21 protein-coding genes are annotated in these 23,939 nt (G+C 66.5%); 11 read left to right on the top strand and 10 right to left on the bottom strand.

All coding sequences use genetic code 11. From position 1 onward, the window contains the following. Positions 1-4: 4 nt before the first annotated feature. The 5 genes from tsaE to VGD28_RS10050 form a co-directional block, all read right to left on the bottom strand. Entirely contained in the window at positions 5-445 is a 441-nt protein-coding gene (gene tsaE / locus VGD28_RS10030; protein WP_331028276.1) for a tRNA (adenosine(37)-N6)-threonylcarbamoyltransferase complex ATPase subunit type 1 TsaE, read from the bottom strand. After that, positions 445-2,787, bottom strand: a complete 2,343-nt coding sequence (locus VGD28_RS10035) for a sensor histidine kinase (protein WP_331028200.1) — start codon at positions 2,785-2,787, stop codon at positions 445-447. The genes tsaE and VGD28_RS10035 overlap by 1 nt, the downstream gene beginning before the upstream one ends. A gap of 154 nt (positions 2,788-2,941) precedes the next feature. Further along, complete coding sequence (locus tag VGD28_RS10040) at positions 2,942-5,926, bottom strand: TonB-dependent receptor plug domain-containing protein (protein WP_331028201.1); 2,985 nt, start codon at positions 5,924-5,926, stop codon at positions 2,942-2,944. Positions 5,927-6,151: 225 nt separating this feature from the next. Further along, positions 6,152-7,558, bottom strand: coding sequence for an adenosylhomocysteinase (ahcY, locus tag VGD28_RS10045; protein ID WP_331028202.1), 1,407 nt, complete (start codon positions 7,556-7,558; stop codon positions 6,152-6,154). A gap of 124 nt (positions 7,559-7,682) precedes the next feature. After that, positions 7,683-8,243, bottom strand: coding sequence for a YqgE/AlgH family protein (locus tag VGD28_RS10050; RefSeq protein ID WP_331028203.1), 561 nt, complete (start codon positions 8,241-8,243; stop codon positions 7,683-7,685). A gap of 174 nt (positions 8,244-8,417) precedes the next feature. Here VGD28_RS10050 and VGD28_RS10055 point away from each other — a divergent pair, with 174 nt between their 5' ends. From VGD28_RS10055 to VGD28_RS10070, 4 genes are all read left to right on the top strand, one after another. Next, positions 8,418-8,897 (top strand): peroxiredoxin, encoded by a 480-nt coding sequence (locus tag VGD28_RS10055; RefSeq protein ID WP_331028204.1) that lies wholly within the window; start codon positions 8,418-8,420, stop codon positions 8,895-8,897. 94 nt (positions 8,898-8,991) lie between these two features. Continuing rightward, positions 8,992-9,231, top strand: a complete 240-nt coding sequence (locus VGD28_RS10060; RefSeq protein ID WP_331028205.1) for a hypothetical protein — start codon at positions 8,992-8,994, stop codon at positions 9,229-9,231. Positions 9,232-9,335: 104 nt separating this feature from the next. Continuing rightward, the gene (locus VGD28_RS10065) at positions 9,336-10,787 is read left to right on the top strand and encodes an AMP nucleosidase (protein WP_331028206.1); all 1,452 of its coding nucleotides are present in this window, start codon (positions 9,336-9,338) and stop codon (positions 10,785-10,787) included. Between the two features lie 105 nt (positions 10,788-10,892). Beyond that, positions 10,893-11,471: a hypothetical protein gene (locus tag VGD28_RS10070; RefSeq protein WP_331028207.1), complete on the top strand. Its 579-nt coding sequence runs from the start codon at positions 10,893-10,895 to the stop codon at positions 11,469-11,471. A 16-nt stretch (positions 11,472-11,487) separates the two neighbouring features. Here VGD28_RS10070 and VGD28_RS10075 read toward each other — a convergent pair whose 3' ends face one another. From VGD28_RS10075 to VGD28_RS10085, 3 genes are all read right to left on the bottom strand, one after another. Continuing rightward, a complete protein-coding gene (locus VGD28_RS10075) occupies positions 11,488-12,204 on the bottom strand; it encodes an SIMPL domain-containing protein (protein ID WP_331028208.1) in 717 nt (238 codons plus the stop codon). Between the two features lie 96 nt (positions 12,205-12,300). Beyond that, the gene (locus VGD28_RS10080; protein ID WP_331028209.1) at positions 12,301-14,133 is read right to left on the bottom strand and encodes a M2 family metallopeptidase; all 1,833 of its coding nucleotides are present in this window, start codon (positions 14,131-14,133) and stop codon (positions 12,301-12,303) included. Between the two features lie 61 nt (positions 14,134-14,194). Next, on the bottom strand, positions 14,195-14,947 hold the full coding sequence (locus VGD28_RS10085) for an alpha/beta fold hydrolase (RefSeq protein WP_331028277.1): 753 nt from the start codon (positions 14,945-14,947) through the stop codon (positions 14,195-14,197). A 128-nt stretch (positions 14,948-15,075) separates the two neighbouring features. On the opposite strand from VGD28_RS10085, the gene VGD28_RS10090 reads away from it, so the two are divergent. The 3 genes from VGD28_RS10090 (at position 15,076) to VGD28_RS10100 (ending at position 18,313) form a co-directional block, all read left to right on the top strand. Then, positions 15,076-15,537 carry a MarR family transcriptional regulator gene (locus VGD28_RS10090; RefSeq protein ID WP_331028210.1) on the top strand — a complete coding sequence of 154 codons (462 nt, stop codon included), beginning with the start codon at positions 15,076-15,078 and terminating at the stop codon, positions 15,535-15,537. Beyond that, entirely contained in the window at positions 15,530-16,588 is a 1,059-nt protein-coding gene (locus VGD28_RS10095) for an HlyD family secretion protein (RefSeq protein ID WP_331028211.1), read from the top strand. The genes VGD28_RS10090 and VGD28_RS10095 overlap by 8 nt, the downstream gene beginning before the upstream one ends. Positions 16,589-16,735: 147 nt before the next feature. Then, entirely contained in the window at positions 16,736-18,313 is a 1,578-nt protein-coding gene (locus VGD28_RS10100) for a DHA2 family efflux MFS transporter permease subunit (protein WP_331028212.1), read from the top strand. Here the strand turns inward: VGD28_RS10100 and VGD28_RS10105 are convergent. Next, positions 18,261-18,941 (bottom strand): DUF2238 domain-containing protein, encoded by a 681-nt coding sequence (locus VGD28_RS10105; protein WP_331028213.1) that lies wholly within the window; start codon positions 18,939-18,941, stop codon positions 18,261-18,263. The genes VGD28_RS10100 and VGD28_RS10105 overlap by 53 nt on opposite strands. Next, positions 18,938-19,963 (bottom strand): aspartate-semialdehyde dehydrogenase, encoded by a 1,026-nt coding sequence (locus VGD28_RS10110; RefSeq protein ID WP_331028214.1) that lies wholly within the window; start codon positions 19,961-19,963, stop codon positions 18,938-18,940. Before VGD28_RS10110 ends, VGD28_RS10105 begins: the two co-directional genes overlap by 4 nt. Before the next feature lie 481 nt (positions 19,964-20,444). Between VGD28_RS10110 and VGD28_RS10115 the strand changes: the two genes are divergently transcribed. The 4 genes from VGD28_RS10115 (at position 20,445) to VGD28_RS10130 (ending at position 23,716) form a co-directional block, all read left to right on the top strand. Next, complete coding sequence (locus tag VGD28_RS10115; RefSeq protein WP_331028215.1) at positions 20,445-21,419, top strand: alpha/beta hydrolase; 975 nt, start codon at positions 20,445-20,447, stop codon at positions 21,417-21,419. After that, complete coding sequence (locus VGD28_RS10120) at positions 21,416-21,916, top strand: RNA pyrophosphohydrolase (RefSeq protein WP_331028216.1); 501 nt, start codon at positions 21,416-21,418, stop codon at positions 21,914-21,916. The genes VGD28_RS10115 and VGD28_RS10120 overlap by 4 nt, the downstream gene beginning before the upstream one ends. Before the next feature lie 196 nt (positions 21,917-22,112). Beyond that, positions 22,113-23,066 carry a DUF481 domain-containing protein gene (locus VGD28_RS10125; protein ID WP_331028217.1) on the top strand — a complete coding sequence of 318 codons (954 nt, stop codon included), beginning with the start codon at positions 22,113-22,115 and terminating at the stop codon, positions 23,064-23,066. Between the two features lie 173 nt (positions 23,067-23,239). Further along, positions 23,240-23,716, top strand: a complete 477-nt coding sequence (locus tag VGD28_RS10130; RefSeq protein ID WP_331028218.1) for a hypothetical protein — start codon at positions 23,240-23,242, stop codon at positions 23,714-23,716. Positions 23,717-23,939: the final 223 nt, after the last annotated feature.

Below are 23,939 nucleotides of genomic sequence, written 5' to 3' on the forward strand. Positions count from 1 at the left end.
GGAGTTACTGAGACCATCGCTCCCTCCATGCCGCGGGCACCTGCGCTGTCAAGCTGCGCGCGCCATCCGGCTCAATCGCCAGGGTGAGCCACAGCGCATCGCTCCACGCGGATGCCGGCAGCCGCTCGGGCCACTCCACCACCAGCAGCGAATCATGGCGCGCGTCGTCGAGCCCCAGCTCCTCCGCCTCGCGCGGATCGTCGATGCGATAGAGATCGACGTGCAGCACCGGAAACCGCACCTCGGGCGGGGCATAGGGCTGCACGATCGCGAAGCTGGGCGAGGGCGCTTCCTCCTCCAGCCCCAGCGCAGCGAGCAGCCCGCGCGCGATGCTGGTCTTGCCGGCACCAAGCTGGCCCGACAGCGCGATCACATCACCCGGCCGCGCCAGTTCCGCCAGCCGCGCGCCCAACGCCTCGCTCGCGGCAGCATCGTCCAGCCGCATCATCCGCGCGGCAACTCCACGATCACCATCGTCCCCTGCCCCGGTTCGGAGACCAGCTCGATCGTGCCGCCATGCGCCTCGACGAACTGCTTGGCGAGCGGGAGGCCGAGGCCGAGCGCGCGATCGCCGCTGCGGCTGATCCCGGGCTGGGCGAAGCGCTCGAACGCCTTGTCCGCCAGCTTCTTCGCCATGCCCGGCCCGTTGTCCGAGACGACGATACGCGCCCCCTTTGGCGTGCCGTCGATATGCAGCAGCACGCGCCCCTTGTCGGGGGTGTTGGCGATCGCATTGCGCAGCAGATGCTCGATCGTCTGGCGGATGCGCCGCGCGTCGCCCATGGTCGTGCCGGCGCTGCCCTGCACCTCGACCGCAAGCTCGATCCGCTTGGCCTGCGCGGCCGGCGCGACCGCCTCCGCCGCTGCGCCCGCGGTCAGCTCGAGATCGACCGATCCGCGCGCGACGCCGTCATCCTCGCGCGTCAGGTCGAGCACGTCGTCGACCAGCGCGCCCAGCCGCTCGACCGACGATAGGATCGCCTCGGTATATTCGCTTCCGCTCTGCGAGAGATCGCCAGCATAGCCCCCGTGGAGCATCTCCGCGAAGCCCTGAATCGACGTGAGCGGCGTGCGCAGCTCGTAGCTCATATTGGCGACGAAGGCGTTCTTGACGCGGTCGGCGGTCTCCAGCGCCTCGTTGCGCTCGCGCAGCGCATTCTCGACGCGGCGGCGATCCGACACGTCGAGCATCGTGAACAGCGCGTTGCCGTCGGGCAGCGGCACCGCTGCAACCTCGAAGAAGCGCCCGTCCTTGAACTCGATCGTCGCGCCGCGCTGCTGCCGCTCGATCGTCGCGGCGCGGATCAGCTCGCCCATCAGCACCGCGCGGCCCGGATTGGCGAGCAGATTGCCCGCCTGCTTGGCCAGCGCATCGACGCGCGGGTGGGTCGCGACATAGGCCTCGTCGAAACCCCAGAGCTGGCGGAAGCGGTTGTTCCACAGCTGCAGCCGCCCATCGGCGGTGAACACGCCCAGCGCCTCGAACAGATTGTCGAAGGTCGCGGTGCGCACGCGCAGCAGCGTGTCGCGCGCGCTGGCGAGCTGCACCTGCTCGGTCAGATCCTCGAAGATCAGCAGCAGCCCGCCCTCGGGCAGCGGCTGCGCCACGACGCGCAGATGGCTGCCGCCGGGCAGCGCCCAATTCTCCTCGCGCGCCGCGTCGGCGCGAAACCAGTCGCGCCGCTCGGCCTTCCAGCCGGGGAAGTCGCGCACCACGGGCAGCCGGTTGGCCTCGCGCATCCGTTCGAGCACGCGCTCGAACTCGGGCTTGTCGGCCAGCCATTCGTTGCGCATGGCGAAGAGGCGTCGGAAGGGCTGGTTGCAGAAGACCAGGCTGCGATCCGCCGCGAACTGCGCGACGCCCGCCGAAAGCCGGTCGAACGTATCGCGTTGCGCGTCGTCCGCGCGCTTGATCCCGGCGCGCGCGCGCTCGAGCTCCTCGACGTCGACGGCGAAGCCCGCCACTCCGCCGGTAGGCAGCGGCACATCGTGGATGTGCAGCATCCGCCGGGCGCCGGCGATCGTCGCGGGCAGCTTGACCATCTTGGGCCGCCCCGCCTCGCGCGCTGTCGCGGCGCTGGCGAGCGGGCCGCCGGGCGCCGAGGCGTCGACCAGCTCGATCCCCGCCTTGACCACCGTCTCGGCATCCTTGCCGTTGACCGCGGCGACATAGGCGTTGTTGACCATCGCCAGCTTGAGCTCGCGATCGCGATACCACATCGGCATCGGCGCCGACTGGATCAGGCCGGTGAGCGATTCGAATGCCTCGCGATAGCGCGCCGCCTCGCCGGACAGGCGCGACACCTCCTCCTGCGCCTCGGTGGCGTCGAACACCCATAGAACCACCCCGCCCGGCGCGCGCACGGCATCGGGCGCGCGCTGGCCGATCATCAGCAGCGTGCGCGAGGATCCGCGCGCGCGCACCGTGGCGCGGAACGGGCGCGCCGCCTTCTGCGCCGTTGCGATGTCCTGCTCCAGCGCTGCCGCCTCCGCAGGCGCGAACACCGCCTCGTTGCCGACGATCTCGGACAGATGCGTGGGAACCGTCTCCAGCCCCAGCAGGTCGGCGAGCTTGTCGCTCAGCTCGACGCGGCCGTCGGCGCGCACCACCATCGCCTGCGCCGGCGCGCTGGCCGCAAGCGCGTCGGCACGGCGGTGCGCGTCGAGCCGGGCGGCAGCATGCGCGCGTGCGCGCAACCCGGCAAACAGCATCGCGGCGCCCGCCACGACGAGCAGCGCGACCACCGCGCCGGCGGCGACCGCCGCAGCATTGGAAACCTCGATCACCGCGTCGCGCCGTCCTGCATCCAACGGCTCTTAGGACATGCTTTCGCGCGCGAAAACCCGGACCGCGAAACAGAATGGCGTACGCGCCGGACCGACATGAAAAAGGGGCCGGAACTTGCGCTCCGGCCCCTTCGATCTGGTCTTTGCGTTCAAATCAGAACAGCTTGGCCTTCACGCCCAGGAAGAACGAGCGGCCGACCGCGCTGACCGGATAGCCCGTCGCAGCGACGTCGGGCTTCATGTCGAACAGGTTGTTGATGCCGGCATAGACGTCGTACTTATCGTCGACGCTATATGCGACATACAGTTCATGCTCCCACCTCTCCTTGTACCAGATGTACTCGGGCGCGACGTAATCGGGGTTCGCGCGCTCCTGCTCCGGAGTGACGCGACGGGTCTTCGACCACCAGTTCACGCCGTAGTTGAGCGTCAGCGGCCCCTTCGTCCAGGTGAGGTCGAAGGTCGCGCTGTACTTCGGCGCCGGATAGGCAGACGATTCCAGGTCATTCTCCGGATCCGCGCCGGCGGTCGGCACGAACTGAAGCTTGTCCAGATAGTTGCCCTGCGCCCGCACGGTGAAGGTGCCGGCATTGGCGAACGGCTGGAAACGATAGCTCAGCGACACGTCAAGGCCCGCGGTCTCATAGGATGCAACGTTCTCCGGAATGATCGTGAAGAAGTTGATGTAGCCGGTGGTGCCGCTACGCGAGATCACTTCGCAATAGATGTTGTCGAGCGTGGGCTGGTCGACGCAGAGGTCAACCACCGACTGGGCCGTCGAATAGTTGATCGCCTGCTCGATCTTGATGTTGTACCAGTCCGCCGTGATCGAAAGCCCGGGGATGAAGCGCGGACGCAGCACCGTACCCACGGTCCAAGTCTTCGCCGTTTCCTCGTTCAGCGTGCGGTTGCCGCCCTGGAAGCCGAGCAAGCTGCTGTTCTGCGGCGAGGTGAAGTCGTTCGCCGGATCGAACGCGGCCTGCTGCGCCGGCGTCAGGCCGGCGGCGGTCAGCGCCGCGGTGCAGTTGGCAGCGCGATACTGCGTGCCTTCCGCCAGGCGATCGGGACCGCACGGATCGATGATGAATTCATAGGTGCCGCTGCCGCCCGCGAACAGTTCGGTGATGTTCGGCGCGCGAACCGCTTCTGAATAGGTGCCGCGGAAGGTGATGTCGCGGACCGGCGAGAAGCTGCCGTTGACGTTCCAGGTGTTGGTCCGGCCGATCGTCGAATAGTCCGACAGACGATAGGCACCGCCGACCGAGAGGTTATGCGCGAACGGCAGATCCGCAAGGATCGGCAGGTTGATTTCGGCGAACAGTTCCTTGACGTCGAAGCTGCCCTTGTCGACGCGGGCCGGCGCATTGTCCATCAGCACACCGCGCAGGCTGACATCCGACGGAATGTAATGGCTGCTTTCGGAGCGATATTCGGCGCCGAGCGCGAAGCCGATCCCGCCGCCGGGCAGCTTGAAGTAGGATTCGGTGTTGCCGGTGAGCACAGCCGAGACGACATGCTGCTTGATCCGCGCCCAATCGGAGTGATCGACCGTGAAGAAGTCGAGCGCCGCCTGCGAGGGCGAACCCTCACCCAGGATGTTGAGCGGGACGCACTGGCCGGGCGTGAAGGTCACCGGCGCGCCGTTGAACACGACGCCGTTGCCATAGCTCACGCCGTTGACATTGGTCTGGCCGGGCAGGTTGATGCGACAGGTGATCTGGCCGTTGGCCGGGTTCACCACGGCATCGAGCGCCGCATAATAGCGGTCGGCAATGCGGTCGTTGCGGTTGGTCGATTCCTGCGTCGACTGGCCGAAGACGTACGAGAAATCGTACTTCAGACCGGAACCGATATCGCCCCGGGCGCCGACGACGGTACGGAACAGCTCACGCTCCATTTCGTAGCGGCGGATGCCGAAATCGAAATGGTCGCGGCTGAAGATCGCGGGTCCACTGATCGCCGCCGCGCCGTAGCGCTGGATCAGATAGGCGTTGTCGGGCGCCAGCTCGGTGTAGAAGTCGTAGGTCGGCTGCGAGAAGGTATAGGCTTTCGAGCGCACATACTTGCCCTGCGCATAGATCTCGAGCGCCGGGCTGAACTCGAACTTTGCCATGACATTGGCGATGTGGCGCCGCGTATACGGCATATAGTCGCCGTAATAGGTCTCGCGCGGAGTGCTCGAACCGCCCACGGTGAAGGCCGAGCCCGGAACATAGGTGCCGAGGTCGTAGATGCCGCCTTCGCCGGTACGATCCGGCACGAAGTCGCCATCCAGATCGACCGCGCCGCCGGGCGAGCTGTCGGCCCAGCGCAGGTCGGTGTAGAGGATGCGGTCGGGCACGTTCGGATCGTCCGTCGCGCTGCCCGGAGGGCCGTCATTCGGGTTGCGGCCGAACGCATAGGACGGACCGGTCAGGCCGTAGTTCAGGCGGTCGCGCTGGCTGAAGCGGTCGGTCTCCTGGAATTCATATGCCAAGGTCACATTGCCGCGGCCATCCGCGAAGTTCTTGCCGAACGTCACCGCGGCGAAGCGCGAGCCGGCGTCACCACGCTCCGAGATGTTGGCCTGCGCGCGCAGGCGGAGGCCCTCGAAATCGTCCTTGAGGATGAAGTTGACCACCCCGGTCACGCCGTCCGCACCGTAAATGGCCGAGGCGCCGCCGGTCAGGATGTCGATGCTCTTCACCAGGTCCGACGGAATCGTGTTCACGTCGACCGCGGCGATGCCGGGATAGCCGGCGACGTGGCGGCGGCCGTCGACCAGCACGAGCGTGCGCTGCGTCCCGAGGTTGCGCAGGTCGAGCATGTTCACGCCGACATTCTGCGCGTTGCTGAGGTTGGAGCCAGCCACGTCCTGGTTGCTCTGCGAACCGAGCAGCGCGGGCGTATCGATCAGGAATTCGGTGAGGTTAGTCTTGCCCGACTGCTCGACCGTCTCGGAGGTGATCACCTGGACCGGGTTGGGCAGCGAAAGCTCCGGACGCGCGATGCGCGAGCCGGTGACGACGACGGTCTCTTCGCTATCGGGCTCCATCGTCGCGGCATCCTGCGCGAAGGCAGGTACAGCGCCGGCGAAGATGATTGCGGTGAACGAAGTCGCAAGCCGATAGCCGGCCTTGCGGGAGATAACAGAACGCATACTTGGTCCCCTTTTATGCGGTTTCCTCAATGGGCTTGGATGCGCCTCTTGGGTTTCATCGCGCAACCCTCTGTTGCAGTTTTCCGCCCGAGTGTTGCGCCCGTATCACACCTGCCGCCTGCACCCTTCCCAAAACGTAAACAACGGCCATGCAAAAGGGCGCATCCGCTGCGGGACGCGCCCTTTCATTTTCGACAGTCGCACTTCGTCGGCGGCGCCGACTTCTCAGTAGCGATAGTGATCCGGCTTGAACGGCCCTTCCACCGGCACGCCGATGTAATCGGCCTGCTGCTGCGAGAGCTTCGACAGCTTCACGCCCAGCTTCTCGAGGTGGAGCGCCGCGACCTTCTCGTCCAGGTGCTTGGGCAGGACATAGACTTCGTTCTTGTACTCGTCCGCCTTGGTCCACAGCTCGATCTGCGCCAGCACCTGGTTGGTGAAGCTCGACGACATCACGAAGGACGGGTGGCCGGTCGCGTTGCCCAGGTTCACCAGGCGGCCCTTGGACAGGATGATGATCTGCTTGCCGTCGGGGAACTCGACCAGGTCGACCTGCGGCTTGACCTCGGTCCACTTCATATTGGCGAGGCCGGCGATCTGGATCTCGCTGTCGAAGTGGCCGATGTTGCACACGATCGCCATCGGCTTCATCGCGCGCATGTGGTCGACGGTGATGACGTCGGCATTGCCGGTCGCGGTGACGAAGATGTCGGCGCGGGTCGCCGCCTCTTCCATCGTCACGACCTCATAGCCCTCCATCGCCGCCTGCAGCGCGCAGATCGGGTCGATCTCGGTCACCAGCACGCGCGCGCCGCCGTTGCGCAGCGACGCGGCCGAGCCCTTGCCGACATCGCCGAAGCCGGCGACGACGGCGATCTTGCCGGCCAGCATCACGTCGGTGCCGCGGCGGATCGCATCGACAAGGCTTTCCTTGCAGCCATAGAGGTTGTCGAACTTCGACTTGGTGACGCTGTCGTTGACGTTGATCGCCGGGAACGGGAGCTTGCCCTTCTTGGCCAGCTCGTACAGGCGATGGACGCCGGTGGTGGTCTCCTCCGACACGCCCTTGATCGTCTGGACGGTCTTGGTGAGATAGCCCGGACGCTCGGCCAGGAAGCGCTTGAGCGTCGCGACGAAGATCTCCTCTTCCTCGTTCGACGGGGTGAACAGCGCCTCACCCGCCTCGACGCGCGCGCCCCACAGCGCGAACATGGTGGCGTCGCCGCCATCGTCGAGGATCATGTTGCAGGTTGTGTCGGTGCCCCAGTCGAAGATGCGGACGACATAGTCCCAATATTCCTCGAGCGTCTCGCCCTTGACCGCGAAGACGGGAATCCCGCGCGCGGCGATCGCGGCGGCGGCATGGTCCTGGGTCGAGAAGATGTTGCACGAGGCCCAGCGGATCTCGGCGCCGAGATCGGCGAGCGTCTCGATCAGCACCGCAGTCTGGATCGTCATGTGCAGCGAGCCGGTGATGCGCGCGCCCTTGAGCGGCTTGCTCGCGCCGAACTCGGCGCGCAGCGCCATCAGGCCGGGCATCTCTGTTTCGGCGATCTCGATCTCCTTGCGGCCGAAATCGGCGAGCGAGATGTCCTTGACGACGTAATCGGTCTTTTCGAGCACGGTGGCCACGACGGGTTCTCCAGTTGTGAAGCTTCGCGCCGGGAATCCCGGCGGCATCGCCGCGCCCCTAGCGAATTCGCCGCGCCAGCGCAAATGAAACATAAAGATATCTTTATATGATGGGGAGTAGCACCTACGCAGTGCCCGTGCTCGGCGCCAGCAGCCGCGGGTCGATGCCTTCGCGCGCAAAGCCCTGCTCCCAGCGCTGATAGACATCGATATCGTAGAGCAGCTCGATCGCGCCCGGCACGTTGAACCATCCGTGGCGCGTCATCTCCTCGTCGAGCTGCCCCTCGCCCCAGCCGGCATAGCCCAGCGCGACCAGCCAGTGCGCTGGACCGCTGCCCTCGGCGATCGCGCGCAGCACGTCGATCGTCCCCGACAGCGCCCAGCGTCCGGCGACGTCCACCGTGTCCTGCCCGCCCCAGTCGGTCGAGTGGAGCACGAAACCGCGCCGCGGCTCGACCGGCCCGCCGAAATGCACCGGCGCGTCGGGCGCCTGCCCCGGATCGATCTCGAATTGCTGGAGCAGCTCGTGCAGCCCCAGCCCCGACACGGTCTGGCCGATGCCGATGCCCAGCGCGCCATGCTCGTCATGCGCGCACATCGCGATCACCGCGCGCTCGAACCGCGGGTCGCCGATCCCGGGCAGCGCGAGCAGGATCTGGCCGGTGAGATACGCTGAGGACTCCATGCGGACTCAACATATCGGCAGCCGATCGGCTCCGCCACGCTTGAAAAACGAACGGCAGAAAGCCGTTCGCCCTGAGCTTGTCGAAGGGGGTTTCTGCCCCTACGTGCGCGAGTAAGAAGGGCAGGCCTTCGACAGGCTCAGGCCAAACGGTTTCATTCAGCAAGGAGAGTCCAGATGACCATCCAAGTCGGCGATCGCGTGCCCAGCACCACCTTCGTCAAGCCCACCGAAAACGGCCCGGAACAGGTCAGCTCGGACGAATTCTTCGCTGGCCGCAAGGTCGCACTCTTCTCAGTGCCCGGTGCCTTCACCCCGACCTGCTCGGCGCGCCACCTGCCCGGCTATGTCGAGAAGGCGGCCGAGCTCAAGGCCAAGGGCGTGGACGAGATCGCCTGCACCGCGGTCAACGACGCCTTCGTCCTGGGCGCGTGGAGCAAGAGCGCCGATGCCGGCGACGTGACGATGCTCGCCGACGGCAATGGCGAGTTCGCCAAGGCGGTGGGCCTCGAGATGGACGGCAGCAAGTTCGGCCTCGGCACCCGCGGCCAGCGCTTCTCGATGCTGATCAATGACGGCGTGGTCGAGCAGCTCCACGTCGAGGCGCCGGGTGAGTTCAAGGTCAGCTCGGCCGAGCATCTGCTCGAGAATCTCTGACCGGTCCGAACGTTTCGCGGGCGCGACGGTCCACCTCGGCTGAGGGGAACCGCCGCGCCCGCAGGCGGTTCTGTCGTTGGAAAGGAGACGCGTGATGATCGATGAGACCACCCCGACGACGCCTCAGATCGACACCCAGGATTCGCTGCGCGATCGCACCAAGGACGCGCTGGCCGACGCCCGCGAAGCGGTGACCGAAGCCGTGAACAGCGCGATCGAGACCGCGAAGAAGCATCCCGCAGCCACCGCCGCGGTTGCCGCGGGCGCCGCCGCCGCAGTTGCGGGCGCCGCCTATGGCATCAGCAAGTTGCGCGAGAAAGAAGAAGCGAAGTAAGCCGTCCGGGCGCGCGGGTTCCTCCCGCGCGTCACATTTCGGACCTTCCGCGGCCTTGCCCCAAAAGACTTGCGGATGTCATCTTGGCGCATTAGCCGTGGAAGATGACAACAGCAGAAAATATCGTCGCCGAACTGGATCGGCTCTACACCGCGTCCGTGACCCGCCTTCAGGACGCTCTCGACCTCTATCTCACCAAGGGCATCGCGCCCGATCCGGAGCGCCGCAAGGACGGCAGCTTCACCTATCCCGAGATCCATCTGAGCTATCGCGACGAGGTCAACCGCCCGACTCCGGCGCGCAGCTTCGGTCGCCTCGTCACCCCGGGCGACTATGCCATCAGCGTGACCAAGCCGGCAATGTTCGCCGACTATCTCATCGAGCAGCTGACCCTGCTGATCGAGGATTACGACGTTGAGGTCTCGGCGGTCCCCGGCCGGCAGGAGATCCCCTTCCCTTATGTGCTCGATCCCGGCCATGCCCTGCGGCTCGACGAAGTGTCGGCGCTCGAGCTCGCCCGCCACTTCCCCGCGACCGAGCTCGCGCATATCGGGGACGAGATCGCCGACGGCACCTGGATCAGCCTCGACCAGACCCGCCCGCTCGCACTATTCGATGGCTTGCGCACCGATTTCAGCCTGGCCCGGCTGCGCCACTATACCGGGACCCCGTCGGAGCACAGCCAGCAGTACATATTGTTCACCAACTATCACCGCTATGTCGATGAATTCGTTCGCTGGGCCTGTGCTCAGCTCGGTGCGGATGAATCGGGAGAAGCAAGCCGTTTCACCGGCGTTTCCGGCCCCGGCGGCATCGTCATTCGTGCGGGCGACGACCCCGAAACCCTGCTCACCGACGGCGCCTGGCGCCGGCACCAGATGCCGGCCTGGCATCTGATGGCGGAGGACGGCACTGGCATCACTTTGGTGAACATCGGCGTCGGCCCCTCCAACGCCAAGACGATCACCGATCACCTCGCCGTGCTGCGGCCCGAGGCGTGGATGATGATCGGCCATTGCGGCGGCCTGCGCCCCAGCCAGCGGATCGGCGACTATGTGCTCGCCCACGCCTATCTGCGCGACGATCACGTCCTCGACGACGTGCTCCCGCCGGAGATCCCCGTCCCGGCCATCGCCGAGGTGCAGCAGGCGCTCGCCCGTGCGGCCGAGACGGTATCAGGCCAGTCGGGCGACGAGCTCAAGCGCCGCCTGCGCACCGGCACGATCGTCACCACCGACGACCGCAACTGGGAGCTGCGCTTCTCGCGCTCGGCGCTGCGCTTCTCCTTGAGCCGCGCGGTCGGCGTGGACATGGAGAGCGCGACGCTCGCCGCGCAGGGATATCGCTTCCGCGTCCCTTACGGCACCTTGCTCTGCGTCTCGGACAAGCCGCTGCACGGCGAGCTCAAGCTGCCGGGCCAGGCCAACCGCTTCTACGAACGCGCGATCGCCGAGCATCTGAAGATCGGGATCGAGGCGTGCGAGCAGCTCCGCCGCGAGGGCGCCAAGCTGCACAGCCGCAAGCTGCGCGCGTTCAACGAGCCGCCCTTCCGCTAAGCGGTGGCGGCAACGCGCCGCTCCTTCCGGTAACCATCGCGCATTGACGGCGGAAACCGATTTGCTTCACGGTGGTTACAGACACGAAACCAGTGGAGGATCGTGATGGCCAAGGCCCCGAGCACGTCGAAGACCAAGGCAGGCGACGCCCCCGCGGAGGGCGCGCCCAAGGCAGCCAAGCCCACCGCGCCGAAAAAGGCGGCGGCGAAGAAAACCCCGGCAGAGAAGCCCGCTGCCAAGCCGGCGGCCGCGCCGAAGGCAGAAGCGCCCGCGAAGGCTCCGGCCAAGGCCGGGGTGGCTCCCAAGACGGCAACCGCAGCGGCTGACAAGGCGCCCCCGCCCCGCCGCAAGGCCGCGGCGCGCAAGCCCGCGGCTGCGGCGAAGCCAAAGGCGCCCGCCAAGCCCAAGGCGGCGCCGAGCGCGCCCCGTGCTGCTGCCAAGGCGGCAGCAGCCAAGGTCAGCGCCGCCGCGCACTCGGCCGCTCAGACCGTCAGCGAATCCGCACCCGCGCAATTCGTCGCCGACAAGCGCGAGCAGATGGGCGACCGCAACTTCTTCGCCTCGGTGATCGGCGGCGTCGCCGCGATCGGCGCGGCCGCCGCGGGAATCTTCTACGCGGTCAAGAAGGGCGGCGGAGGCCCCGCCGACACCCCGGCAGCCAAGGGCGGAAAGCCCAAGAAGTAACGACCCGCGCCGCGTCTCATTGGGGCGCGAGCGCGTAGTCGATCCACAGCATCACGCTCTGGCGCACCTGACCCGGCGAAATCGGTGTCTCCGCAGTGCCTCCCATCATGCGTCCCCCGGCCGGCTCGACACGATAGCGTATCCCGTTGTCGCCGCCGTTGTCCGCCGTTCGCCCGCGCTCGCTTACCCGCAACGGCCGGACGACCCGCATGCCAAGCCCGGCGGCATAGGTCTCGGCCTCGCCGCGGGCACGCGCAAGCGCGTCCTTGCGCGCCTCCGCCACCGCCTTGCCATCGTCGATCAATCCAAGATTGGGGCCGTTGACCGAATTGGCGCCCGCGCCGAACGCCGCGGTCACGACCGCCGATGCCTGGTCCAGCTTGGTCACCGTCACCGCGACGCTGTTGTTGGCGACATAGTGCGTGATCTGCGCCTGCCCCTCATAGTCCGCCGGATTGCTTCGGGCGAAGCGCGGCTGGACGTTGATCTGCTGGCTGCGGATGTGGCGCGGTTCGATCCCCGCCGCGCGGATCGCCGCGATGACCTTCGTCATCTGTACGGCGTTGGCGTCGGTCGCCTCCTTCGCGGTCGCGCCGGTGCTGATCACGCCGATATTGAGATAGGCGACGTCGGGGGCCACAGTCGCCTGCCCGATCGCCTGAACTTCCAGCAGCGTCTCGCCCGGCCGCAATTCGAGCGCGACCTGCGCGCTCGCAGGCAGGGCCAGCATCATTGCGCCAGCCAATAGGGTCAATCCACGCATCCAGCCTCTCCCGGTCGTTATGAACCGGGAGAGGCTAGAGACGAAACGCTGCCGAAATAAGGCGGCTCACCAGCCGGTCGGCTTGCCCTTGTTCTGCTCGTCGAGCCACGCCTTGAGCGGTGCGAAATACTCGACCATCGCCGCGCCGCTCATCTCGCGGCTGCCGGTGAACGCCTCCAGCGCGTCGGGCCAGGGCTTGGACGCGCCCATCGCGAGCATCGCGTCGAGCTTCTTGCCCACTTCCTTGTTGCCGTAGAAGGAGCAGCGGTGAAGCGGCCCCTTCCAGCCCGCCTGGTCGCACGCCGCCTTGTAGAACTGGAACTGCAGCAGTCGCGCGAGGAAATAGCGGGTATAGGGCACGTTCGCCGGGATGTGGTACTTGGCGCCCGGGTCGAACCTGGTCTCGTCGCGCTTCACCGGCGGCGTGACGCCCTGATATTGCAGCCGCAGCGCATCCCAGGCGCCCTGATAGCCCGCGGGCTTGATCCCGCCCGAGAACACGCCCCAGCGCCACTTGTCGATCAGCAGGCCGAACGGCAGGAACGCCACCTTGTCCATCGCCTGGCGCAGCAGCAGCCCGGTATCCTTGTCCGCGCTCGGCACCTTGGCGGCGTCGAGCAGGCCGATCGAGACGAGATAGTCGGGCGTGATCGACAGCGCGACGAAATCCCCGATCGCCTCGTGGAACCCGTCATTCGCGCCAGTGCGATAGAGCAACGGCTGCTTGTTGTAGGCGCGCTGATAGTAGTTGTGGCCCAGCTCGTGGTGGATCACGACGAAATCGTCGCCATTCACCTTGATGCACATCTTGATGCGCAGGTCGTCGACATTGTCGAGGTTCCAGGCCGATGCATGGCACTGTACCTCGCGATCCGCGGGCTTCACGAACAGCGAGCGCTTCCAGAAGGTGTCGGGCAGCGGCGCGAAGCCGAGCGAGGAATAGAAGCCCTCGCCGGTCTTCACCATCTTGATCGCGTCATATTTCTTGGCGGTCAGCAGCTCGGTGACGTCATAGCCGAGATCGCCGGCGCCCGGCGGTGCGACGACGTCGTAGATGTTGCCCCATTCCTGCGCCCACATGTTGCCGAGCAGGTCGGCGCGGATCGGCCCGGTCTTGGGCTGGACGGCATCGCCATACTTCTCGTTGAGCTTCCAGCGGACATAGGTGTGCAGCGACTCGTAGAGCGGCTTCACCTCGTTCCACAGCTTGTCGGTGAGCTTGGCGAACTCCTCGGGCGGCATATCGTAGTTGGAGCGCCACATCGCGCCGACATCCTTGAAGCCGAGCTCGCGCGCACCTTCGTTGAGCAGGCCCGCGGCACGCTGATAGTCACCGCGCTGCGGCGCACCGACATTGTCGTGCCAGCTCGTCCACATCTCCTTGAGCTCGGCGGGGTTGCGGTTGGTGCCCATCGCCGCCTCGATGTCGCTGCCGTTGACCGGCTCGCCCTTCAGCGTTCCCTTCCCGGTGCCGTACACGGTCTGCATGTCGGTCTGCAGCTTGGACAGCGCAGCCGCGGCGCCCGCCCGAGTCGGCGCGGGCGAGGTGATGCCGCTGCGCAGGATGTCGAGCTGGCGCTTGGTGTCGGGCGACAGGCCGCTCACTTTGTCGTACTTCGCCGCCTCCAACGCGAAGCGCACCGCCATCTCGGTGCCCTCGGCCTGGCTCTTGGCGACCAGCGCGGAGGTGTCGTCGTTGATATAGGTCGCGTAGAGCCACTGGATCCGCGCGTCGTCGATCGAGAATTCCTCATATTCCTTGGTCGCGCGCTTGAGGAACGCGTCGGCCGCCGCCGGGGTCGCGGCACCCGTGGGAGCCGGCGCCTGCCGCTCCTGCGCGACAGCGGGTGCGGCCAGCAGCATCGCGAGCGCGATGGTCGAAATTCCGGTGCGGATCATGAGCCCCTCGAGAGTCGTGTTCTGTGGATGCGGCGGACACTGCTCCCGCCCTGTGAACGGGTCAAGCAGTCAGAAATGATACGATCGCATCGCCCAGCTCGGCGCGCGTGACCGCGCTCATATGATTGCCGGGGATCTCGACGAAGCGGCCCTGCGGCAGCATCGCGACGAGCCCCTCGAACGATCCGACCTCGTCGTCCGCCGCGCCGCCCAGGACGAGCACCGGCAGGTCGAACGTCGCCACTTCGGCCTCAGGCGTGTCGACGAAGGTGTCGAGCACGCCGAGCAGCGCCTGAGGATCGCCGCCGGTGGTCTTGAGGAAGGCCTGCGACATGAATTCCTTGTCGCCATGCTTGAAGCTGCCGAAATGCGTCAGCACCCGGCGGAAGAAGCCCGCGCGCCGTCCGGTATCGACCACGCCCTCGTCGCCAAGGCCCGACAGCACCACGCGTCGCGGCTTCGGTGCGATCCCCCGCGCGAGCACGCGCACCGTCGTCCGCGCACCGAGCGAATAGCCGCCCAGATCATAGTCACTGAGGCCGAGGTGCGCGATGAACGCCTCGGCATCCATCGCCAGCGCATCGGGCGGATAGGCCTCCGCGCCGTGCGGCTTCCCGCTTTCGCCATGCGCGCGCAGGTCGGGCATGACCACCCGGAACCCCGCCGACGCCAGCTTCGCCGCGGTGCCGTACTTGATCCAGTTGGTCTCGGCATCGGAGAAATAGCCGTGGACCAGCACCACCGGCCTGCCCTCACCCACCTCCCGCCACGCGATCGACGTCCCGTCGAAGCTCTCGAAATACTGAATCTGCATCGCGGCGGGATGCCGCACTTTGCCGCCCGGTGAAACCCCGGAGAGTTGCACAATCTGCAATCGTCGCATTTCAGATTGCAACTGATCACCTATCGAAAACTATAAGCATGCTTACTATATCGCGTACCATGCCCGACTCCCTTGGCTTCCTTCTCAACGACATCGCCCGCCTCATGCGGAAGCGGTTCGACGAGCGCGCACGCCGCATCGGCGTCACCCGCGCCCAGTGGCACACGCTCAGCGTGCTCAAGCGCAACGAGGGCTGCAATCAGGGCATGCTCGCCGATCTGCTGGAGGTCGAACCGATCACCGTGGGCCGGATGATCGACCGGCTCGAGGATGCGGGGCTGGCCGAACGCCGGCGCGACCCCGCTGACCGCCGCGTCTGGCGCATTCACCTCACCGACAAGGCCCAACCGATCCTGATCGAGCTGCGCGCCATCTCCGATGCGATGATCGACGAGGTGATGGAGGGCGTCGATCCGCAGGACCGGACCCGGATGCACGCTGCGCTGGTTTCGCTGCGCACCAACCTTCTCGCCGATGACGATATCAAGGCGAGCGAAAGCAAAGAGGCCGCCAATGGCTGACGCAGATCCCAAGCTCGACACAGTTGAGGCGATCGAGATCGCTCCCGAACCACGTAAGCGCCGCTGGCTGCGCCCACTGCTGATGTTCGGCGTGCCGCTGCTGCTGATCGCGGCGGTGGGCAGCTGGTGGACGTTATCCGGCGGCACCGTCTCGACCGACAATGCCTATGTCCAGCAGGACAAGGTCTCGGTCGCGAGCGACGTTGCCGGCCGGATCGTCGAGGTCGCGGTCAAGGAGAACCAGGTCGTCAAGGCCGGCGACCTGCTGTTCCGCATCGATCCCGATCCCTATCGCATCGCGCTCGAACAGGCCGACGCCGCGATCGCCAGCGCGCAGGTCCAGGTCGGCACGCTCCAGGCGAGCTATGTCGGCACCGGCGCCGATATCGAGGCTGCACGCGATCGCATCGCCTCCGCGCAGGAGGACTATGATCGCCAGAAGGCCCTGATGGACCGCGGCTTCACCACGCGCGCGCGTTACGAGCAGGCGCTTCACTCGGTCGAGCAGGCCAAGGCGAGTTACCAGAGCGCCATCGCCGGCGCCGCCGAAGCGCGGGCCAAGCTTGCCAATGGCGCCGCCGTGCCTGGGGTCAATCCCGGCATCGCCGCGGCGCGGGCGCAGCGCGACAAGGCCGCGCTCGATCTCTCGCGCACCGCGCGCTACGCGCCGGTCGACGGCGTGGTGAGCCAGGCCGACCGGCTGCAGATCGGGCAGATGATGATGTCGGGCCTGCCCGCGGTCACCATCGTCCGCTCGGGCGGCTCGTGGGTCGAGGCGAACTTCAAGGAGACCGATCTCGACAAGATGCGCGTCGGCCAGCCCGCCGAAGTCAGTTTCGACGCCTATCCCGGCCTCAAGCTCAAGGGCCATGTCGCCTCGATCGGCGCGGGCACCGGCAGCGAGTTCGCGGTGCTTCCGGCGCAGAACGCCAACGGCAACTGGGTCAAGGTCACCCAGCGCGTGCCCGTGCGCATCGCGATCGACGAGAAGAGCCCCCGCCAGCTCATTGCCGGCCTATCGGCCGACGTGACGGTGGATGTGAGCCGTTGAACAGGTGCCAGTTAATCCCCTTCGTCATCCCCGCGCAGGCGGGGATCCATTCTGGCTAGCCTCTCGATAGAGCCGCAACGCCAGCGGCAATGGATTCCCGCCTGCGCGGGAATGACGAGCAAATAGTCTTCAAACTTGAGCAGTCCGATGGCCACCGCAGCAGCTTCTTCCCCGGCCCCGCCTACCTCGCCCCCCTCGGGCGCGGCGCTGCCGGTGCGCAACAAGGGGCTGCTCACCTTCGGCGTGATGCTGGCGACGATCATCCAGATCCTCGACACCACCATCGCCAACGTCGCGCTGCCGCACATGCAGACCTCGCTCGGCGCGACCGCCGACACGATCACCTGGGTGCTGACGAGCTACATCGTCGCCTCCGCGATCGCGATCCCGATCACCGGCTGGGTCTCCGACCGGATCGGCTCGCGCAACCTGTTCCTCATCTCGATCGTCGGCTTCGTCGTCTCCTCCGCGCTGTGTGGCATGGCGCAGAATCTCGAGGAGATGGTCGCCTTCCGCATCCTCCAGGGCATCTCGGCGGCGTTCATGAACCCGCTCAGCCAGACGGTGATGCTCGACATCAACGAGCCCAAGGACCAGCAGCGCGCCATGGCCGTGTGGGGCATGGGCATCATGATCGGCCCGATCCTCGGCCCGGTGCTCGGCGGCTATCTGACCGAGAATTTCAACTGGCGCTGGGTGTTCTACGTCAACCTGCCGCTCGGCGCGATCTGTCTCGCGATCCTGTGGTGGCTGCTGCCCAGCCGCCCGATCCGCAAGCGCGGCTTCGACCTGTTCGGCTTCTCGCTGCTCGCGATCGGCATCGGCGCGCTCCAGCTGATGCTCGACCGCGGCCAGGGCGAGGACTGGTTTGCCTCGATCGAGATCTGGATCGAGATGCTGGCCGCGGCGATCGCCCTCTGGATGTTCGCCGTCCATATGGCGACGGGCAGGAACCCGATGTTCGAGCGCGGCTTGTGGAAGAACCGCAACCTCGTCACCGCGCTCGCCTTCATGCAGGTGGTGGGCGTGGTGATGATGGCGACGATGGCGCTGCTCCCACCGATGCTGCAGAATCTCTACGGCTATCCGGTGGTTGATACCGGCCTGCTGCTGATGCCGCGCGGCATCGGCGTGCTGGTGACGATGGCGCTCTCGGCGCGGCTGATCGCACGCGGGCTCGACCCGCGCATCGCGGTCGGCACCGGCTTCGCGCTCGCCGCCTGGTCGCTCTACGACATGACCCAGTGGACGCTCGAGATGGACAGCTGGCCGTTCATCATTTCCGGCTTCATCCAGGGGCTGGGCATGGGCCTGATCTTCATGCCGCTCAACGGCATGGCCTTCGCCACCCTCTCGCCGCACCAGCGCACCGAGGGTGCGAGCCTGCTCAACCTGTCGCGCAACATCGGCGCGTCGATCGGCATCTCGCTGGTCACGACTGTGCTCGCGCGCAGCACCCAGACCAGCCATGCCGATCTGAGCCAGCACATCACCGCCGATCGCCTCCAGACCCTCGACCCCGGCCTGCTCGCCGATCTCGGCGCCACGACGGATACCGTGCTGGCGATGGCCAATGCCGAAGTGACGCGGCAGGCGGCGATGATCGCCTATCTCAATGACTTCAAGGCGATGATGATCGTCACCGCGCTGGCGATCCCGCTGGTGCTGTTCCTCAAGAAACCGAAGGGTCCGGTCGCGAACGATCCGGCTGCGGCGGGGCACTGATCCCGGCAAACCACCACCGGTGCCACGCCAGCGGCACCAGGCACCCGAGCAGCGCCAGCGCCATATCCTTGGGCGCGTCGAACATGTCGCCCTGCTGCCCGTTGTACATATCCGCCGCCTCGGGGCTCATCCCGATCGTCAGCGTCCATTCGAAGATCTCGTAGAGCGCGCCGATCGCCAACACCGCGAGCACCATGACGAGGATCGCCATGCGCCGCCCCAGCCCGCCATAGCGCATGCCGATCTCCACCAGCGGCCGCGCGAAGCACAGGCCCGACGCGAAATGCACCAGCCGGTCGAACATGTTGCGCTCGAACCCCAGCGTCTTGTCGATGCTGAACCCGAACGCCGCCTGCCCCCAGGCGTCGTACGGCACGCTGCTATAAGTCCAGCGCGCCGCGAACAGGTGCAGCAGCACGAACGCGCCGACCCACGCCACGCTCGCATTGCTCATCGGCCAGCGCCGCAGCGCCCACCAGCCAAGGCCGGCGCCCACAACGACCGGCCCGACCTGCAACCAGGTATTGGGCGGATACGCCGCCCCCACCGCACTCAGCGGCACGCCCGCAAGGCATGCGAGCAGCCACCAACGCTGCGCGGCGGGAAGGCGCATCCGCCGGATCGTCACGCTTTCTTGAGGTGCCGGCGGCCGAGCAGCTCGGCGATCTGCACCGCGTTGAGCGCCGCGCCCTTGCGGAGGTTGTCGCTCACGCACCAGAAGGCAAGGCCGTTCTCGACCGTCACGTCCTCGCGCACGCGGCTGACGAAGGTCGCATAGTCGCCCACGCATTCGACGGGGGTGACGTAGCCGCCATCCTCGCGCTTATCGACCAGCATGATCCCCGGCGCCTCGCGCAGGATCTTCTGCGCGTCCTGCGCCGACAGCTCGCGCTCCAGCTCGACATTGACCGCCTCGGAGTGGCCGACGAACACCGGCACGCGCACGCAGGTCGCGATCACCTTGACCTTGGGATCGAGGATCTTCTTGGTCTCCACCACCATCTTCCACTCTTCCTTGGTCGATCCGTCGTCCAGGAAGCTGTCGATGTGCGGGATCACGTTGAACGCGATCTGCTTGGTGAACTTCTTCGGCTCGGCCTGGTCGCCGACGAAGATGTTGCGCGACTGTTCGAACAGCTCGTCCATCCCCGCCTTGCCCGCACCCGATACCGACTGATAGGTCGCGACGACCACACGCTTGACCGTCGCGGCATCGTGCAGCGGCTTCAGCGCCACCACCATCTGGGCAGTCGAGCAGTTGGGGTTGGCGATGATGTTCTTCGCCTTGTAGCCGTCGATCGCCTCCGGGTTCACCTCGGGCACGATCAGCGGCACGTCGGGGTCCATGCGGTAGAGCGACGAGTTGTCGATCACGGTGCAGCCCGCCGCGGCGAAGCGTGGTGCGTGCACCTTGGTCGCGTCCGATCCGATCGCGAACAGCGCCATGTCCCAGCCGGTGGGATCGAAATGCTCGATATTCTGGATCTTGTACTGTTTCCCGGTCTCGCCGAAATCGACCATGTCGCCGGTCGAGCGCGAGGAGGCGACGACTGCCAGCTCGTCGATCGGGAATTCCCGCTCGGCCAGGATGTTGAGCATCTCGCGACCGACATTGCCGGTGGCGCCTGCGACGACGACGCGGTAACCCATATAAGACCCTTTCATGCGGTCGAGCCGCCCGGATTTCGGGCAGCGACATAGTCATTTTTCAGTGAGAAGTCAGCGGGCCTGCCGCCCGCCGGTTGAAGATGTTTCGCGGCAAACCCGAATGCCACGACCGGCTGGTTCAGCGGGTCGCGTTCCGGGTGGTGATAATGGGCCGTTTTCGAAACATGCCCGCGCCCCTAGCAGCCAAATTGCGCGCGGGGTAGCGAATTTCTTCTTTCCTTGCGGCGAAGCGCGGGTTCACCGTGGACGCGGCGTTGATGGCTCGCCTAGAACGGCCCACGCAATCCTCCCCCGCCAGGGGGAGGTGGCGCCGAAGGCGACGGAGGGGGAAGGAAGCCCAACGCGCGTTCTGGCATCCGCCCCCACCGTCAGGCTGTGCCTGACACCTCCCCCTGGCGGGGGAGGATGGAAACTGAAGACCGATTGGCCTTAGAACGGCGCCAACCAGATTGGAGACGATGCCTTGGCCTCACCTTTTGTCCGCCCAGACGTCCGCGCCTTTCTCGATATGCTGGCAGCAATGCCGCAGCCCGAATGGCCGCCCCAGCCCGCCGTCTATCGCGCGCAATATGCGGCGATGAAGGACCTGGTCGATCTCCCCGCGGGTGATCTCGCCGTGGTCCGCGATCTCGCCATCCCCGGCCCCGCCGGCACCATCCCCGCCCGGCTGTTCGACGCGCGCGAACGGCGCGAACCCGGCCCGGTGCTGATCTATTTCCACGGCGGCGGCTTCGTCATCGGCAATGTCGATACGCACGCCTCGATCGTCGCGGAGATGGCGCGCACGCTCGACCTGCCGATCGTCTCGGTCGATTACCGGCTCGCCCCCGAACACCCCTGGCCCGCGGCGTCCGACGATGCCGAGGCCGCGGCGCGCTGGGTGGCCTCCGGCCCCGCGGAGCTGGGCCGCGCGGTCACCTCGATCGCGCTTGCCGGCGACAGCGCGGGCGGGCAGATGTCGGCCGTCGCCGCGATCGACCTGCGCGACAAGCCCGCGGCGGTGCCGGTGATCGCGCAACTGCTGATCTATCCCGCCACCGATCTCGGCACCGACCATGCCTCGCTCGAAGCCTTTGCCGAAGGCTATCTGCTGACGAAGCGCGGCATGGACTGGTTTTCCGAATGCTATGCCGCCGACGTCGCGCACCCGCGCTGCTCGCCGATGGTCAATGAATCGCTCGCCGGGCTGCCGCCCGCGGTGATCGTCACGGCCGGGCTCGATCCGATCCGCGATCAGGGCCGTGCCTATGCCGGGGCGCTGATCGGCGCAGGCGTGCCCGTCGTCTATCGCGAGGCCGCGGGCAACATCCACGGCTTCCTCACGCTGCGCAAGGCGATCCCTTCCGCGCAGGGCGACGTCGCCGGCATGCTCGCCGCGTTCAAGGACGTGCTGGTCGAGGCCGAGGCCAACCGCGTGATGGTGCAGGCCGCAGCATGATCGATCGCGACGCGCTTCCCTATCGCCCTTGCGCAGGCGTGATGCTGCTCAGCCGCGACGGCCAGGTGTTCGTCGGCCAGCGCCTCGATTCGACGCTCGAGGCATGGCAGATGCCGCAGGGCGGGATCGATCCGGGCGAGGACGCGCTCGAGGCCGCCTATCGCGAATTATGGGAGGAGACCGGCGTCCCCCGCGACGCGGTCGAGTTCGTCGCCGAGGCGCCCGAGGAGCTGCAATACGACTTGCCCGACGATCTTCTGGGCAAGGTGTGGAAGGGCAAGTGGCGCGGCCAGCGCCAGCGCTGGTTCCTGTTCCGCCTCACCGCCGGGGACGAGGCGATCGACATCGCCACCGCCGAGCCCGAGTTCCGCGCCTGGCGCTGGATCGACCCCGCCGAGCTGCCGCACGTCATCGTGCCGTTCAAGCGCGAGCTCTACGCCCGGCTGCTGGAACTCTTCGCCGGGCCGCTCGGTCTGTCCGCCGAGCGTTCCGCCTAGAGCTTCAATCCTCCCCCGCAAGGGGGAGGTGGCGCCGAAGGCGCCGGAGGGGGAGGACTCCCGCCGCTCGCTGGTCGCTGCCCGCCCCCTCCGTCAGGCTACGCCTGCCACCTCCCCCTGGCGGGGGAGGATTAAACCCCGCCTGAACCGCAACCCGATCTCGATTTTGCCGCATTGCAGAATTAATGAGACAAATATGCGCCGGACGATCCTCCCCCTGCTCGCCCCGCTGACCATCGCCGTCCTTCTGCCCGCCGCCGCACAGGCGCAGGGTGCGCGCGACGGCAAGGAAGCGGCCGAAGACACCGCCCCGCCCGAGGTTCCGCCTGCGATCCAGGCGATGCTCGACGCCGCGATGCGCGCGGGCGACGAAGCGGCGGTCAATGCGATCGCCAAATATGCCAAGGCCGGCGACAAGCCGAGCGCCGAGATCGTCCAGAAGGCCGCGGGCAACTGGCGGGACGAGCGGCGCGAGGCCGCCCAGCGCCGCCTGCGTGAGGCGCGCTTCCTCGATCTGGTCAAGGGCCGTGCCGAGCTGGGCGGCTTCGTCAATACCGGCAACTCCGAGACGGTCGGCCTCACCGGCGTGGTCGATGTGAAGCGCGACGGCTTTCTCTGGCGGCAGAAGCTGCGGCTCCAGGCCGATTATCAGGAGAGCCTCGGCCGGACGACGCAGGAACGCTACATCGCCGCCTACGACCTCAACTACAAGGTCGAGGACCGCGCCTATATCTACGGCGCGGCGATGTTCGAGAGCGACCGCTTCGCCGGCTTCAACCAGCGCTATTCGCTGTCGGCGGGGGCGGGCTACACCGCGATCGACAATGGCGCGATGCGGCTCGACGTCGAGCTCGGCCCCGCCTTCCGCCACACCGCGCTCACCGACGACAGCGTCGAAAGCCAGCTCGCCGCGCGCGGCAAGCTCGATTTCGACTGGAAGCTGTCGCGCAGCATCACCTTCAGCCAGGATGCCGCGGCCTATGTGCAGAGCTCCAACAGCACGATCACGGGCAAGACCGCGCTGCGCGCCAAGCTGTTCGGCCCCTTCTCCGCGCAGATGTCCTACGCGGTGAACTACGAAAGCATGCCGCCGTCGGGGCGCAAGACGACGGACACGACGAGCAGGGCGTCGCTGCTGGTGGATTTCTGAGGAAAGATCCGAAACGGCCCCTTTCTCGTTATCCTTCTGTACCTGATCCGGCGTCCGGCTTCTTACGCGCTATCTTTCCCTGCAAAAGGCATACTGCGCCACCACAATTCGCCCGCTTGACATCTTACTTCCGCAAGTATCTGCTAACCTCCTTCTAACAGGAGGGGGATAGGATGCAGTTCTTTTCTACGAATGAGCTAAAGGATCAGTACGACGATCTGGTCGCTCCTTTGATGTCCTATACGAACGATGCCGTTCTCAAGCGATATGCCGAAGATCACAAATGTTCGATGGAAGAAGCCGAGCGGGTATTCACCGCCTGGAAGCAATTTGCCGTGACCGCGCATTTCATGAAGGGGAGAAAGACCGTTTCGCGAACGGTCGATGATATGTGGCACACCTTCCTGCTGCACTCGCGATCATATGCGGATTTCTGCGACAGATATTTGCAGGGATATTTCTTGCATCACGAACCAACGTCGGATGAGAAATCGCCCGAAAACTACGTCTCCACGCGCGAATTTGCAGAGGGCTTGTTCGCCGAGATCGACGATTCGATCTGGCCAAAGGCAACGCCCGGGCTCGCGCGCTGCCTCAGCGGCGGCGACTGCCGGATCGACCGGCCGACGCGCTGCCGCGCCGGCTCGTAACGCAGCCGTATCCCGCGTCGGGCCGCTCCCCTCGCGCGTCGAGTGGAGCGGCCCGTTCACGTTGCAGCCAAGGCTGCCACAGCCACCGCTCCCGGTCATTGCAATGTTGGATTCCGCCTGCTCCAATCCGCGCGTCCGGCATCCCCGGCCGCTCTTTGACTCCGTCGATCCTGCGCTTGACGCCCGCGCGCGAAAACATGCCGCAAGAGTCAACTTCCCCTCA

Source organism: Sphingomonas sp. (assembly GCF_036402235.1).
GTDB lineage: Bacteria > Pseudomonadota > Alphaproteobacteria > Sphingomonadales > Sphingomonadaceae > Sphingomonas.

Bases quoted from the DNA above. Each gene is read 5' to 3' on its own strand.
- VGD28_RS10070 (WP_331028207.1), top strand. From the start codon at position 10,893: ATGGCCAAGGCCCCGAGCACGTCGAAGACCAAGGCAGGCGACGCCCCC.
- VGD28_RS10120 (WP_331028216.1), top strand. From the start codon at position 21,416: ATGATCGATCGCGACGCGCTTCCCTATCGCCCTTGCGCAGGCGTGATG.
- VGD28_RS10085 (WP_331028277.1), bottom strand. From the start codon at position 14,947: ATGCAGATTCAGTATTTCGAGAGCTTCGACGGGACGTCGATCGCGTGG.
- VGD28_RS10075 (WP_331028208.1), bottom strand. From the start codon at position 12,204: ATGATGCTGGCCCTGCCTGCGAGCGCGCAGGTCGCGCTCGAATTGCGG.
- VGD28_RS10110 (WP_331028214.1), bottom strand. From the start codon at position 19,963: ATGGGTTACCGCGTCGTCGTCGCAGGCGCCACCGGCAATGTCGGTCGC.
- VGD28_RS10095 (WP_331028211.1), top strand. From the start codon at position 15,530: ATGGCTGACGCAGATCCCAAGCTCGACACAGTTGAGGCGATCGAGATC.
- VGD28_RS10100 (WP_331028212.1), top strand. From the start codon at position 16,736: ATGGCCACCGCAGCAGCTTCTTCCCCGGCCCCGCCTACCTCGCCCCCC.
- VGD28_RS10060 (WP_331028205.1), top strand. From the start codon at position 8,992: ATGATCGATGAGACCACCCCGACGACGCCTCAGATCGACACCCAGGAT.
- tsaE (WP_331028276.1), bottom strand. From the start codon at position 445: ATGCGGCTGGACGATGCTGCCGCGAGCGAGGCGTTGGGCGCGCGGCTG.
- VGD28_RS10050 (WP_331028203.1), bottom strand. From the start codon at position 8,243: ATGGAGTCCTCAGCGTATCTCACCGGCCAGATCCTGCTCGCGCTGCCC.
- VGD28_RS10040 (WP_331028201.1), bottom strand. From the start codon at position 5,926: ATGCGTTCTGTTATCTCCCGCAAGGCCGGCTATCGGCTTGCGACTTCG.
- VGD28_RS10130 (WP_331028218.1), top strand. From the start codon at position 23,240: ATGCAGTTCTTTTCTACGAATGAGCTAAAGGATCAGTACGACGATCTG.
- VGD28_RS10080 (WP_331028209.1), bottom strand. From the start codon at position 14,133: ATGATCCGCACCGGAATTTCGACCATCGCGCTCGCGATGCTGCTGGCC.
- VGD28_RS10125 (WP_331028217.1), top strand. From the start codon at position 22,113: ATGCGCCGGACGATCCTCCCCCTGCTCGCCCCGCTGACCATCGCCGTC.
- VGD28_RS10090 (WP_331028210.1), top strand. From the start codon at position 15,076: ATGCCCGACTCCCTTGGCTTCCTTCTCAACGACATCGCCCGCCTCATG.
- VGD28_RS10065 (WP_331028206.1), top strand. From the start codon at position 9,336: ATGACAACAGCAGAAAATATCGTCGCCGAACTGGATCGGCTCTACACC.
- VGD28_RS10055 (WP_331028204.1), top strand. From the start codon at position 8,418: ATGACCATCCAAGTCGGCGATCGCGTGCCCAGCACCACCTTCGTCAAG.